The 13,947-nt window shown below is 70.9% G+C and carries 11 protein-coding genes; 4 read left to right on the top strand and 7 right to left on the bottom strand.

Annotated features, from left to right (window positions below; all coding sequences use genetic code 11):
• Positions 1-364 precede the first annotated feature (364 nt).
• Both ACIQWR_RS20230 and ACIQWR_RS20225 read left to right on the top strand, forming a co-directional pair.
• Entirely contained in the window at positions 365-1,066 is a 702-nt protein-coding gene (locus tag ACIQWR_RS20230) for a TNT domain-containing protein (RefSeq protein ID WP_404011189.1), read from the top strand.
• A 106-nt stretch (positions 1,067-1,172) separates the two neighbouring features.
• Complete coding sequence (locus ACIQWR_RS20225; RefSeq protein WP_404011186.1) at positions 1,173-2,750, top strand: hypothetical protein; 1,578 nt, start codon at positions 1,173-1,175, stop codon at positions 2,748-2,750.
• A gap of 235 nt (positions 2,751-2,985) precedes the next feature.
• Here the strand turns inward: ACIQWR_RS20225 and ACIQWR_RS20220 are convergent, their stop codons facing one another.
• From ACIQWR_RS20220 to ACIQWR_RS20195, 6 genes are all read right to left on the bottom strand, one after another.
• Positions 2,986-4,989 (bottom strand): hypothetical protein, encoded by a 2,004-nt coding sequence (locus ACIQWR_RS20220; RefSeq protein WP_404011183.1) that lies wholly within the window; start codon positions 4,987-4,989, stop codon positions 2,986-2,988.
• Positions 4,990-5,168: 179 nt separating this feature from the next.
• Entirely contained in the window at positions 5,169-5,672 is a 504-nt protein-coding gene (locus tag ACIQWR_RS20215) for a hypothetical protein (RefSeq protein ID WP_404011180.1), read from the bottom strand.
• A gap of 77 nt (positions 5,673-5,749) precedes the next feature.
• The gene (locus tag ACIQWR_RS20210) at positions 5,750-5,929 is read right to left on the bottom strand and encodes a hypothetical protein (protein ID WP_404011178.1); all 180 of its coding nucleotides are present in this window, start codon (positions 5,927-5,929) and stop codon (positions 5,750-5,752) included.
• A 151-nt stretch (positions 5,930-6,080) separates the two neighbouring features.
• Positions 6,081-7,190 carry an ABC transporter substrate-binding protein gene (locus ACIQWR_RS20205; RefSeq protein ID WP_404011175.1) on the bottom strand — a complete coding sequence of 370 codons (1,110 nt, stop codon included), beginning with the start codon at positions 7,188-7,190 and terminating at the stop codon, positions 6,081-6,083.
• An 89-nt stretch (positions 7,191-7,279) separates the two neighbouring features.
• Complete coding sequence (locus tag ACIQWR_RS20200; RefSeq protein WP_404011173.1) at positions 7,280-8,032, bottom strand: ABC transporter permease; 753 nt, start codon at positions 8,030-8,032, stop codon at positions 7,280-7,282.
• Entirely contained in the window at positions 8,029-8,889 is an 861-nt protein-coding gene (locus tag ACIQWR_RS20195; RefSeq protein WP_404011170.1) for an ABC transporter ATP-binding protein, read from the bottom strand. Before ACIQWR_RS20195 ends, ACIQWR_RS20200 begins: the two co-directional genes overlap by 4 nt.
• Positions 8,890-9,151: 262 nt before the next feature.
• On the opposite strand from ACIQWR_RS20195, the gene ACIQWR_RS20190 reads away from it, so the two are divergent.
• Together ACIQWR_RS20190 and ACIQWR_RS20185 are read left to right on the top strand one after the other, a co-directional pair.
• Positions 9,152-10,987 (top strand): hypothetical protein, encoded by a 1,836-nt coding sequence (locus ACIQWR_RS20190; protein ID WP_404011167.1) that lies wholly within the window; start codon positions 9,152-9,154, stop codon positions 10,985-10,987.
• A 113-nt stretch (positions 10,988-11,100) separates the two neighbouring features.
• Positions 11,101-12,681, top strand: a complete 1,581-nt coding sequence (locus tag ACIQWR_RS20185) for a hypothetical protein (RefSeq protein WP_404011164.1) — start codon at positions 11,101-11,103, stop codon at positions 12,679-12,681.
• Between the two features lie 396 nt (positions 12,682-13,077).
• Here the strand turns inward: ACIQWR_RS20185 and ACIQWR_RS20180 are convergent, their stop codons facing one another.
• A complete protein-coding gene (locus ACIQWR_RS20180) occupies positions 13,078-13,914 on the bottom strand; it encodes an L-threonylcarbamoyladenylate synthase (RefSeq protein ID WP_404011161.1) in 837 nt (278 codons plus the stop codon).
• Between the last annotated feature and the right edge of the window lie 33 nt (positions 13,915-13,947).

Below are 13,947 nucleotides of genomic sequence, written 5' to 3'. Positions count from 1 at the left end.
CTCCTTGGTCCGAGGGGTGCGGGCGCCGGTTGTCGGGGTTCCGTCAGGGCCGCACCGCACCGGACGTGATCATTCGGCGGATCCATGGATCTTGACAACCAGATGGACACGGATCAGGACAACTCAGGACCGTCCGGATATCACCCCCGTATCCGCTCCCAGATCCACCGCCGGACCCACCGCCTTCCGGCGCCGGGGTCCCGCGCACCGCCGCACGGGACCCCGCCCGGCCGACATGTGACGGGTGCGCAGGCACGTACGGGCCGTCCACTCTGGCCGGATCGGGGCACCGGGCGCGGGCCCCGCGCACCGCCGAGATGATCATGACGGGGATCCCCGCCCCTCTCTGGAACGGAGCCCCCCCGTGAGGCGGACCCGCACGCCCGGACGCACCCTCCCCTCCCTGCTTCTCTCCCTCCTCCTGCTCGCACTGGCCAGCCCGCCCGCGACCGCGGCGACCCCTCCGCCTGCCCCCACTCCCCCGCCGGCTACGGCCGACGTCTGCACCGGCCGCTTCGGCGACGACGCCCGACTGGGCCCCGAGGTGCTGCCCGCCGTCGGCCTGCACCCCCTGGGCGAGCTGCTCGCCGGCTGGCACCGGACCGGCGCGCTGGAACCGTCCGCGTTCCTCCAGCGGTACTGGGACGGTCCGCCGGAGAACGGCCGCTGGAAGTACCCGCCGCACGACGGCTTCGCCGAGCTGAACGGCGTACCGGACCGGACCGACGACGCGCTGCCCCCGGGCAGCGTGCTGGACCGCTTCGGCCCGGACAGCGGCAGCTTCCTCGCACCGGCGGGCGACCCCTACCCGGCCCGCTCCCTCCCGCCCCAGAGCCTGCGGACCCGCACGGGCGGCGCCGCCTGCGACTACCACGTGTACGAGGTGCTGCGCACGCTGCCGGTGCGGCGCGGTCCCGCGGCGCCCTGGTTCGAACAGCCCGGTGGCGGAACCCAGTTCAAGCTGGACGCCGCCCTGCTGGACCCGGGCCCGGGACAGCGCCTGAACGTGAGGTGGCTCCTCGACCACGGCTACCTCGCCGCGCGCGCCGGTACCCCGGCGCCGTGAACGTCCGCCGGAAGAGGACAGGTCCTGTACTCCTGGCGCTACCGCCCTCGGAAGGGCGCCCATAGCGTCGGGAGGCGGAACCGACCGCACCTGTGAGGCAGCCCCCATGACCGAGACCAGTCCCGAGGCGGCGCGGCCCCGGACCGCCGCCCGGCACCGCACGTCCTCCACCACGGGTCCGAGCCCGGCGTCGAGCGGCCCACCGGGGCGGATGGCGCATGGACCGCTCGAACGGACCTCCTTCGAGCGGGCCCGCCGACTGTTGGAGGACGCCGGCAACGACTGGGCGACGGCGAAGGAGATGTACGGCGGCTCGGGCGGCTCCGCGGACCTGATGCGCGAGGTGTTCTTCTACCGCAAGGTGCTCATCGACTCCATGCTCCTGCGGCTGCGTGAGCGCTACCCGCACCTGCGCATCCGCTCGGTCGGCAGCAACAACCCCACCTCGGACTACGACATCACGGTCAGCGGGGCCGGCGCGGCCGAGGCCGTCGCCCTGTTCAACGCGGAGTTCCGGGCCGAGTGGGGCAAGGAGTCGGCGACCGTCTTCGACGTGAACCTCTACGTCAAGGACTTCATGCCGGAGCGCGGAAACTTCGCCTTCCCCTACGTCCCCGGGACCCCGGGCCTGCGCTGGGAGGAGACAGAACTCCTGGTGGGCGACGGCCGGGGGGCACTGCGACCCCGGCGCTGGACCCCGCGGGCGGACGGCGGGTGGGAGGGAGTCGGGGCCCGCACCCTCGGTTCGGAGACACCCGACCCGGTCGGCATCGTCGCGCCGACCGGCGCGGCGGCGGGCGAGGTGGCCGAGGCCGACCAGGACGTGGCCGCGCTCAGCAAACTGCGCAAGTACCTGACGGCCGAACAGTGGCGTGCGTACGTGGAGCGGTTGGCCGACCTGCTCCCGGCCCCGGCGGCGCAGGTCGCCCGGGCCCGCCACGACGCGGCGGACGCCGTCCACCGCCGGGCCGTGCGCGAGCTGGCCGGACGGCTGCGCACGGAGACGGGGCGGGTACGGCCGGCGACGCACGACGAGGCCTACATCGAGGAGCTCGAACACAGCAGCCCCGACGCCGTCATCCGGGCCCGCAACCTCATCTACGCCGAACACGCGGCCCGACTGGGCGAGGCCCAACAGCAGTTCGCGGACCATCCGTCCGACGACCTCGCGCTGCGGATCCGGCGGGACACGAGCTACGCGCTCTGGCACGCGATGGAGGCGTACCACTCCCAGGGCGCGGTGCTCGACGTCGTCGGCAAGCAGGCCGGGAGCGCGGTCAGCGTGACCGGCGCCCACTACCTCCAGTCCTTCAACGAGCAGCTCGGCGACCTGCTCAAGGACCTGCGCCACTACACCGACGCGGGCGAGGCCTTCTACCGCAGCGCGAAGTACCTCCGACGGATGACGGCCGCCGCCCGCCGCGTCCTGGAGACCTCGGGCTCGGGCCTCGCGGACGCCGATCTGGCCCTGCTGACCCAGCTGGAGGAGATCGGCTCGGACGACGGCACCCTGCTGGCCCTGCGCGGCGGCAAGGAGGAGTACGAGACGACCTCCGCGGCCGACCGCTCCGACATCGCCGCCGGCGTCTACGGCCGCACCCTCGCGATCGACGACCACGAGGGCCTGCGCCGCCGCGTCCTGGAACTGTCCGCCCGGGTCAACGCCGCACTGCGCGGCGCGTAGACGGAGCTGGCCCTAGGGCGTGTTTCGAAAGTGGCGCCGGGCGCCCGAAGGGCGCGGCTCGCGGCGTCTGGTGCCGTGCATCGCAAGGCGGAGGACCGCCCGCCTACTGGACGTAATCGGGCGTTCCGACAACGCCGCGAGGTGCGGTACCAGGCGTCGCGAGCCAGGCGGGACTTTCGAAACACGCCCTAGGGGGGTGTCTGGCGGATCAGGGCCGGGGTCCACCGGACACCCCCTAGCCCGACGTCGCGAGGGAGCTGGCCGAGATGCCCAGGGGGGTCCACCCACCGCTGCCGGTCCAGCGGGAGACCCGCAGGGCGCTGTCGACGCGGTAGACGGCGTCGGAGCCCACCGCGAGGCTGATGCCGGCGGCGCCCACGGGGGTCCACGCGTCCGGCGCCCCGCCGTACTTGAGGAGCTGCCCGGTGGCGGCGTCGACGGCGAAGAGCCCCGCGCCGCCCGCGTACAGGTTGCGGGCCGGACCACCGATCCGGCGCCAGTTGCTGCCCTTGGCGTCGGCCTGCCAGACCTCCTTTCCGTCGGGGGAGATCCGGGCGACGTAGTCGGGGCCGACGGCGAAGTCGGCGCCCGGGCCGCCCGCCTCCAGCCAGGTGTAGCCGTACCCGGCGTAGCGGAAGAGGCCGCCCGTCTCCGGGTTGGTGGCGAAGAGTCCGGCGCCACCCGCGTACAGCCGGGTGGCCGCGCCGCCGACGGGGATCCACTCCGCTCCCCGGCCGGTCCACCGCATCACCGCGTTCCGCTGCTCGGTGATCGCGTAGAGGCCCTCGCCCGCCAGGACGAACTGCTCGCCCGGGGCTCCGATCTGGGTCCAGGAGCTGGAGGCTTCGTCGTGCTTGAAGATGCGGCCGTCGCCGAGGCTGGTGGTGAAGACCCCGGCGGGCCCGGCGTAGACCTGCTCGGCCGCGGGGCCGATCACCTTCCAGGCGCCGTCCCCCGCGGTCCAGCGCAGGACGCTGCGGTGGTCCGGCGAGACGGCGTAGGCGCTGCCGGGAGACGGGTGCGCGGGCGGGAGCGCAGGGGTCGTGGGACCCGGGCCGGGGGGCACCGTGGAGGGCGAAGGCGGCGCCGGGAACGGCGGACCCGGCCGTACGGGCGGTGCGGTGCCGGTCGGCATCGGGGACGGGGACGGCGAGGGGGACGCGGACGGCGTCGGGGCGGCGCGCGGGTCCACGGGGCGTGCGTGGGGCCGTGCCTGCACGGCGTCGCTCGCGGGCACGGTGCGCTGCCGTCCGAGGAGGACCCCGGCGAGGGTCGCCACCGCGACGAGCACGAGGACGGCGAGGACGGCGCAGACCGCCAGGGCCGCGGACAGGGACCTGTCGGTCCGCGGCCCCGGCGGCGGCACGCGGACGAGGGCCGGGGCCCGTGTCGGCACCGCGGGAAGCCGGTCGAGGTGATCGAGGTGGTCGAGGCGTTCGAGAACGACCCCCTGAACAGGCCCGGCGGGACCGGCGGGACCGGGGCGCTCCCGGCCGGCGGCCCGCGTGCGCTCCCAGAGCCAGTGCGCGTCCTCTCGTTGCTGCTCCACAAGGCTGTGCAGCCGGGCCAGTTCGACGGACACGGACCGGTCCGCCGTGGCCGCGGGCGGGGCACCGCCGTGGGAGCGGGCCTCGACGACCGCCTGTCGTACGGCTTCCCCGGCCTCCCGGGCAGCGATCAGCTGGTCGAACGCCTGGTCCGGCCGGAGAACCAGGGGCCCGGAGGAGCCCGCGGCGGCCGAGTCGGTACGCACGGGCTCCGCGCCGTCGCCTTCCGGGCCGTCCCCCTCCGGACGGACCGGCGGAGCGCTTTTGGCTTGTTCCTGGAGCATCGTCATCAACACCAGGAGCCCCTCGACGAGTTGGCCCGATGCGGCGAGGTCGTCCTGCGCCCGGCCGAGCGCGTCCTCCAGTCGGGGCGGCGCCTTGGCTTCCGCTTCCGCCTCGGCCTCGGCCTGCGCCGTGAGGGCCCGGCCGTGCAGCTGCCGGGCCCGGTCCAGCAGCTCCCGCCTGCCGCGGGGATCGCGGACGCGGTCCTCGACCACGATGCCGAGGCGCCCCAGCGGGATCACCCGGGCCCCGGACCGGTACTCGCTCCAGGCCGTCTTGCCGCCCCCGAAGCGCCGGGCGAGCTCCCTCACCGTCATGCCCCGCGTCACGTCCCGCAGCAGCCCGGCCAACTCGTTGGCCGCCTGCGAGCGGCCCCGCGGAGCCCCCTGTGGACGTCCTGTCCTCGCCATGTCCGTTCGCCCCCCATGCTCTCGGCGGGCACAGGCAACAGGACGGGATTAGGCATGTCCATCACAAAACAGCTTCCCTGTCCGATTTCCCTCCCGGCCGACCGGGAGGGAAAGGGAAGAGAGAGGGGGCGGGGCCCGCCCGGTAGCGGCGACAGCCGGCCCCGCGCGTCGGCTTCGCGTCAGCGCGCCCCGGCCTCGGCCCCGCCGCGGGCCGGGGCGGGTACGAGCGCGATCGCGGCCGGGTCGGCGTCGGTCGGGTGCCACACCTGGCCGCCCTCGGACCGGCGGGCCAGGCCGAAGCCGGCGAGCGCCCGCAGGTGCCGGACCACGGTCGGCGCCGTGAACCCGGCGGCGGCGCACAGCTCCGCGACGCTCGCCCCCGCCGGCCCGGAGCCCCGCAGCCCCTGCCAGGTACGCGCGGCGGGCAGCCCGAGGCCACCACCGCTCACCGGGACCGTGAACACGGGGGCCGGCCCGGTGTCCCCGGGCGACCCGGCCGCGGGCGCCGGCACCCGCACCGCCTCGGCGGCGGCCGGCGCGGCGACCGCGCCCCCCGCCGGCTGCGCGGCCGGTGACCGCCGCTTGCGCGGCGAACTTCCCGGCAGCCGCAGCGGCGCCCGGCCCACCGGGCGGGGTGTCCGGTTCACCTCACGGTGCTTGCGGCCCTTCTGACGACGGCTCATCCGCGTCCCGTCCCTTCCTCGGCGGTGATGACACGGATAGAACGAGTGAGCGGCTGACAGGTGACTGCCGGACGCGATCAGGCCGGCTCCCCGTCGCCTTCGACGGGGCGGGGCACGGCGGTCCCGGGGAGGTGTGCGTCGAGCGCGGCGAGCCGGGCCTCGGCATCGATGCCGTCGACCGCGGGATCGCCCAGCAGGCCGGAGACGACGAGCGCGGACCACAGACGGGCGCCGCACTTCTTCAGGTTCTCGAACACGAAGGGGTCCCACGGAGCGCGAAGGGGCGGGGCGGTGGTCCGAGTATGGGGCAGCCGACCCCGTGCCGCCTCCCCCGAACGGGAAGCGGCACTTCTGCCGGGTGCCCGCTCCGACGGCGAAGCCTCGAACCGCCGGACGGCGTGTACGGAGTCAGCGCGCCGCGGCCCCGACCAGGTCGTTGGTGTAGGTCCGGCCGAGGTCGATCTCCTTGGCCGCGACCTCGGGCGAGAAGGACTTCTGCAACGCCGCCGCCGCGCGGGCGCCGGCCGCGTCGATGGCGCCGTCGGCGGAGTAGCCCGGCTTGGCGTGTTCGATGGCCGCGCGGTAGACCTCCGGATCACCGGCGGCGTACTCCTTGGGCATCGCGTCGGCGATCTCCTGCGCCGAGTGGTCCTGGATCCACCGCAGCGTGCGGAGCATCGCGCGGGTCAGCTTCGTCGCCGTGGCCTCGTTCTTCTCCAGCCAGGAGTGACCGGCGTAGAAGACCGCCGCCGGGTAGCTGGACACCCCGAACACCTCCTGGGAGCCCTGCGGAGTACGGGTGTCGGCGAGTATCCGCAGTTCCCGGCCGCCCATGCGCTTCTGGAGCAGCGAGACGGCCGGGTCGACCATCACGGCGGCGTCCACGCGGCCGGACTCCATCGCGGCGATGGCGGCGGCCTCACCGCCGACGGCCTGCACCGAGGCCGCGTCCGGCGCCAGCCCGTTCTTGCCCAGCAGGTACTTCAGGAAGAAGTCCGTGGACGAACCCGGCGCGGTGATCCCGACCTTGGCGCCCTTCAGATCCGCCGGGCTCGTGATCTCCCGCGACGCCTTCGGGGAGACCACGAGCACGATGGAGGGGGTGCGGAGCATGTTGACGAAGGCGCGCACGTCCTTGCCCTTGGCCTGCATCTGCACGGTGTGGTCGTAGTACCCGGAAGCGACGTCCACACTGCCGCCCTGCATCGCCTGGAGCGCCTTGGACCCGCTCTTGAGGTCCTGCAGCTCGACGTCGAGGCCCTCGTCCTCGTAGAACCCGAGCTGCTGCGCCAGGGTGGTGGGGAGGTACGGCAGCAGGGGCTGTCCGCCGATGCCGATCGTCACCTTGGTGCGTGCGCCACCCGCGTCGGCGGCCGACCCGCAGCCGCCGAGCACGAGCGTCAGGAGGCCGGCGAGGGCGAGGGCGAGGAGGGGTACGGCGCCGCGACGGCGCCCTGGACGGCCTGCGGGGCGGCGCGGAGAGGGACGGGCGGGGGCAGCGGGGCGTACGGAACGCATCGACGTCCTTCCAGGACGGGACGGGGGAGGGAGAAAGGGGTGGAGGGGGGAGAGAGGGGGCGAGAAGGGCACGGGGCGGGCGCGGGGCGCTACGGCTTCCAGCGCAGCAGGCGCCGCTCGGCACGGCGCACGACCGCGTCGACCGCGAGGACGAGCACGGCGAGGACGGCCATCCCGGCGAAGACGCCGGTGGTGTCCAGTACCCCTTCGGCCTGCGAGATGAGATAGCCGACGCCTTGCGAGGCGCCCAGGTACTCACCGACGACCGCGCCCACGAGGGCGAAGCCGACACCGGTGTGGAGACTGGAGAACAACCAGGTCAGGGCGGCGGGAAGGTGGACCTGGCGGAGCAGTTGCGCGTCGCTGGCCCCGAGCATCCGCACGTGCCGCACCAGCACCGGATCGACGTCGCGGACGCCCTGGTGGACGTTGAAGAAGACGACGAAGAAGACCAGCGTGATGCCGAAGGCCACCTTCGACCAGATGCCCAGCCCGAACCAGATGAGGAACAGCGGCGCCAGCACCACCCGGGGCAGCGAGTTCAGCATCGTGACGTACGGCCCGAGCACCGTCGACAGCACGCGGGAACGGGCGAACGCCAGCCCCGCCGCCAGCCCCAGCGCGGTACCGGCGACCAGCGCGAGCAGGGCCTCTACGGCGGTGGTGCCCAGGTGAGGCCAGATGCTGCCGGAGCCGAACCAGTCGGCGAGCCGGTCGGCGATCGCCGAAGGACGACTGAGGTAGAACGGGTCGCTCCAGCCCCGCGCGGTGGCGAACTCCCAGCCGCCGAGCACGAGGACGACGATTCCCGTGTGCAGGGCCACCCGGCTCCGGAGCCTCATCGGAGCCGCCCCGCGTCCGCCGCCGCGTCGGCCGACGGCCCGGTGCGGCCCTGGGCCCGGGCGACCTCGCCGCGCAGCGAGTCCCAGATGAGGGCGTAGATCTCGCGGAACTCGGGCCCGGTCCGGATGTCCATGAGGGCCCGGGGCCGCTCCAGGGGCACGTCGAAGCGGTCCACGATGGTGCTGCCCGGTCCTGAGGAGAGCACCACCACCTCGTCGGAGAGCGAGACCGCCTCCTCCAGGTCGTGCGTCACGAACAGGACCGTCTTCGCGGAATCCGCCCACAGGGCGAGCAGTTCGTCCCCGAGCAGTTGCCGCGTCTGTACGTCCACGGACCCGAAGGGCTCGTCCATGAGCAGGATGTCCGGATCGGTTATCCAGGTCTGCGCGATGGCCGCGCGCCTGCGCATCCCGCCGGACACCTGGTGCGGGTAGGAGTCCTCGAACCCGGCCAGACCGACGCGGCGCAGCCAGTCCCGGGCCAGGCCGGTGCGCGCGGCGCGCTCCATCCCGGCCAGGAGCGGGCCCAGCGCCACGTTGTCCAGGAGCGTCTTCCAGGGCAGGAGCACGTCCTGCTGGAACACGTATCCCACGCTCGACTGCGGGCCGGTGACGGGACGGCCGGAGACCTCCACGCTCCCCGCGGTGGGACGGGCCAGTCCGGCCACGAGGTTCAGCAGGGAGGACTTCCCGCAGCCGGACGGGCCGACGACGGAGACGAAACGGCCGCGTTCCACCGCCAGGCCGACGCCTTCCAGCACCGTGCGGCCGGCTCCGCCGCAGGGTCGGTCCGGGTAGCCGAAGCAGAGGTCTCGTAGCTGAACGGCCGGATCATCAGGAAGAAACGATGAGGACATGAGGGGTTCGATTCAGAAATCCGTCGAGGTCGCACCCACGACGTGGAACAGGAAATGGGCAGAGCGAGGTCCGGCCGTCGCACACCGACCCGGATCCCATCGCTCCGGCGAGTCTAGGCAGACCGGTCCGCAGAATTCATCCCGCACGAACGATGCTGGCCGGCACTTTCATCCCGACTACGGCGCCTTCCCCCGGATTTACTTTTGTACCCGTGCTGTCCACTTGTGCCCGTCGATAGGGATCCGTAACTGCCCTACGGTCGTGCTGTCCACGCCCGAGCAGCAGCCAACAACGAGAGAAACCATGCCTCCAGGACCTTCCTATGCGGTGAAGAAGAATCAGTCCGAGCCGAAGACGGAGATGCGGCCGCTGCGGCCGCGGGCGACTGATTCCTTCGTACTGGCCATGGACCAGGCAAGTCAGTCGGCGGGACTTCTGGAGCACACGGAGAACCCTTACGAGCGTCAGGACCCCGAGAACAGTACGGAGGAGCTGACGTCCTGGGACTATGCCAAGGCGATCGGCCTCGGCGCCGCCATCGTGACCGGGGGCGTTTTCCTGGGCGGCGGTTTGTACGGTCTCGCGCGCTGGGCGGGGTACGGGGCAGGAGCGTCCGGCAGCACGGCCATGGGTGACATGGCGGGAGTGAACGCTGTGTCACCCACCCAGAACACCCCCTTCTCCAACTCCACGGCATCAGGCTACGAAGACGGAGAGAGTGGCCACAACAAGCGTGACCTGAGCGGCTTGGGAGGTCCCGTCAGGCGCCTGATCAGCGGCGGCCTGGGGTCTATGGGCGACGGGAAGCGGCCCGTTCTCGAATTCACCAAGAACGCCGGAATTCCGGTCATCGGGTCCGCTCCGTTCGACCCCTCAGCAAAGTGGAATTCAGAGGACAAGCTCGGTGCGGTATGGGCGTCCCTCAGGGAGGGCGCCAAGCTCAGGGCAGGAACGATCGGGGCCGTCGCCTGGGGGGTGGACTTCACCTGGAAAATCTTCTCGATGCGGCTGCGGAACAACAACAGCCTGCGCGGAAATGCACTGGGTAGAAAGCTGAACGAAGAGCTCGCAGGTGCGGTCGAGGGATTTGCGAACAATTGCAAGCAGATGATTTTCCTCAAGGCGTGGGACCGGGCGGAGAGGAGAGGGGCCTCAAGTGTCCGGGATGAGCAATTCAAGAACGAAGTGAACGAAATAGTGTTCCGGTGTCAGAGAAAAATTGACAGGGAACGGGCCCGGCAGAACGCCGTGGTGCGCGAGCAGCTGCAGAACGTGAAGTGGGGAGCGGCGAAACAGTTCGTCAAGAAGTCGGGGGAGGCCTGCCAGTCGGTCAAGGACGGCGTCAGGACATATGCGAACGACATCCTGGAGGGGCGGACCACGGTCACCAGCGAGCACCTCAAACCCAAGGCGGACTTCTCTCGCCCCCTCGACAAGCAGGGCTTCACGTACGCCCGCATGCACGCGGGTGAGACGGTCGCCTACAACCGGGTCAGCGGGCAAGTGTTCCGGCACACCACCGCGGCGGGGGCCTGGGAAGAGCTTCCCGATCTTGCGCAGTACCTCAAGAAAACCTTCAAGGTGTTCGGACAGTCCTCCGTGGAGGGCGTCTGGCCCATGGGGGAGAAGGTCGTCTTCGTCCTGAAGGTGACCGGTGGCAGCGAGGGCGACTTCTACGCGGTGGAATCCATCCGCCTCACCGGACAGAAGTACTCCAAGAAGCGGCGTGGGAACGGGTCTGCACAGCAGACGTTCTGGCCCGAAAAATGGGAGAGGTTCTCGGGCGCAAAAGACCACATCGGGAATGCCGTGCACATCTACGCCACTCCCCAGGGATTGATCCTCGTACACAGCGAAAACTCCTACACGCTGTTGAACGACGATTCCGCAAAAGCAGAATTCAAGGCCGCCAAGCCTCCGCTGCTGGATCAGGTGAAACGGGCGGTGAGCGGACGCTTCGGATCCGGGTGGACCGTATCCGATATGTCGGGAGGCCCTTCCATTATCCGGGTGACGGTGACCAACGGAACGGTGACGCAGTACGCGGAATATTCTGTACGTCGGGATACCTTCCGCCCGGTGCAGAGCTTTTCATAGAAATCCGAAGCGCGTCCTACCGTGGTGTTCCACCGCGGTCGACGACGAGTTGGATCTGATTCAGGGTGGCCATCAGGGCTGTCGACTCTCCGATAGAGAAATGGGAACATCGCATGCCACGCACCCATCAAGAACGGCACCGACGGACCAGGGAGCGGAGCAAACCAGCAGGCGAGCGCGACCGGATCCCCAAGGGACCCATCACCTCATCGGAGATCCACCGTCTCAGGGCATGGTCCGAGGGGCAGGCCACCCATGGCGGCAAGGGGGCGTTGACCTCACTGGTCGCCGGCGAGGAGGACAGGTTCGGCATCTTCCTGTCGAAGCAGGAGGGGCCGCGGAAGGCGGCACAGGACATGCTGAGCGCCCTCTACAAGGCGCTGACCCACTACGCCGGCTGGAAGGGATTTCCGGAAGAGAAAATTGATGGTCTGGTCCGGCAGGCGTTCTTCCAGGACGATCCGGGAAGTGCCGGTCAGGTCGGCCTGGCCGACGTTCAGGAACGTTATGAATCGCTCCTGGCTCCGGACGCCAACGTGCGCGAGATCATGACGGCTGTCTTCAACGCCTCCTACGCCAAGATCTTCGGCCATTCGGGCGACCCGGAAGTCCTCTCTCTCAAGGGGGTCATCACCGACTTCTATCTGACCCCCGCGGCGGAGGCCGTCTCCGCCGAGAGCTTCATCCACGATGCGGGGCTCAACGACACCTACCTGCGGGCGCTGTCCGATTTCGTACGGGAGCTGGCGGAGAAGAAGGGACCGGGCACCGCTCCCGACGTGTTCACCCCTCCCTGGCTCGCCGAGTACTCCTCCACGGCGGATGCCGGCGACTACGCGCGGGCGATGGAGAGTCGCAAGTTCCGCTCCAGCATCGAGCATCCCATGACTTCGGTGGGAGATCTGCAGGGGGCGCGAGAGCCCATGGGGCTCAATGAGATGGAGTACTTGAGGAGCTTCGTCTATGCCTTCAAGCGGGACGATCTGGACACCGCCACGTACACGGTGGATGAGGCGCTTGCCAAGCACGGTGCGAAGTCTCTGAAGGAACTCCGGAAGCATACCGATGTCGCTCTCGTCAAAGAGAATTACAAAACCGACGGGAGCGGAACGTACGTTCTCGACGCCGATGGAAATGTCATCGTCGAGACGGTTGACGTCACCGCTGGAAAGGTCAAGTGGGTCACGACGCCCAGGGACGCCCGTCAGCCGCAAGTGCCAGACGCGGACATTCCGTTGCCCTGGCGAACGGGGGAGGAGTACTTCACCGTCGCCCCGGACTCCCCCTGGTCCAAGGACGTGCACGACAAGCAGGGCCACCCCGTCCGCACCGGCACCTCCGGCACCACCATGCGGATGCTGGTCAGCTACGGCGCCCTCGGGGCACCGGGCGGCAAGCCGACCGACTTCCTCTACGCCCTCCTGGCGTGGATGCTCCCCCGCCATGACCATTCCCTGTACGAGATCTTCCGCGGTGCCCAGATGATGGCCCGAACCGGGGCGGGCCCGGACTCCGGATCTCCGGGTTTCGCCCACGGCGGCGCCTCGAACGACGAGATCGGCAAGCTCGTCGGGCTCCTGAGGATCGTCGACGAACCCGGCGGTCTGCCCGCCGTCCATCCGGAGCTCGCCGCAGCGTTCGCCGCGGACTTCCCCGGCCGGCTCATTCGTGGGACGTACTCCCCGAGGTCCTGACGCCAAGGCGCCCGATCGCCCCGGCGGATCCGCAGGACCTTTGCTGAAACCCGCGGTTCCGCAGGGGTCCGGCAGAGCACGGGGCGATCGGGTCCGGCGCGGACAACGCCTCGGGCAACGCCGCAGCCGGCACTCCCGCCTCGGCCAGAGGTCCCCGATCGCCCACGAGACCGACCGCCGACCGCCGACCGCCGACCGGCAACGACATCCCCTCCCGATCAGCCGAAACGGTCCGCCGGATGAACCGACGGACCGTCACGCGATAGGGAGGCTAATGGCCGTGGCGGCGTGGCATGTGAAAGCTCCAGACCAGGGCGAAAGGTTGGGTGTTCCCGCGGACGCGGTGAGCCGCGACCTTGATCCTTCACCACGCCTTGACCCCAGGTTGGAAAGGGCTCAGTGGTAGGCGCCGTGCCGGTAGTCCCAGGCGGGGAAGTGCCGGCCGAGCGCGAGCATGACACGGTCGACGTCGAGCCCGCGGCGGATGACGGTGGGCCGCGCCGCCGGAGCGGAACCGGCGTCGGCCGTGGTCTGCCGGGGCACGAGGCCGCCCCGGTAGTCGACCATCGAGACCATCACCCCCTGGGCGTACCGGTCGTGCGGGCCACTGCCCGGCTGGACGGACCGGACGTAGCCGTCGGCCTCCACCAGCAGGTCGGCGCGTTCGGCTATGCGCCGTCCGATGCCCTCGATGGTGCCCCGGTTGCCCCTGCCCGACGGGTTGGCCGAGCTCGCGAACGTGACCTTGCCGTGCCGCTCCCAGAGGGTCGCGGTGATCGGGTCGACGGGCGCGCCGCAGCGGATGACGAAGCAGCTGGTCCCGCGGGCATCCATGACCAGCTCCCCCGCGCCGTCAGGAACGTGCGCGAGGCCGGAGTTCCGCCACGGCAGGACACAACCGAGCAGGAGGTCCTGGTGCCAGTGGTCCGTGATGAAGCCCCGGATCTCCTCGTTCGTGCGGGCGAGCAGGAGGAGCTGGTCCACGGAGGCGCACATGACGACACCGGGCTTGGCCCGGCTGCGGTTCTTCGCGGCGAACTTCCTTTCCAGTCCCTGCCGGTCGGTGGTCATGAGGGCGTAGCCGATCTTCGCCGGGGCGACGACCAGCCCACCTCCTCCGGCCAGCACGTCCACCGCCTCCTGCTGGAGGCCGCCGCTCCACCTCACCCCGGGCGCGTACACCTCGCCGTCAGCGCGGTCGCCGCCGCCGTCTCCACTGTCTTCGCTGCTCATACGGGCTGGTCTCCGTCTCCTGGGTGGCCTACG

Source organism: Streptomyces sp. NPDC098789, assembly GCF_044759975.1.
Taxonomy (GTDB): Bacteria; Actinomycetota; Actinomycetes; order Streptomycetales; family Streptomycetaceae; genus Streptomyces.
This window is presented reverse-complemented; position numbering and strand designations above follow the sequence as displayed.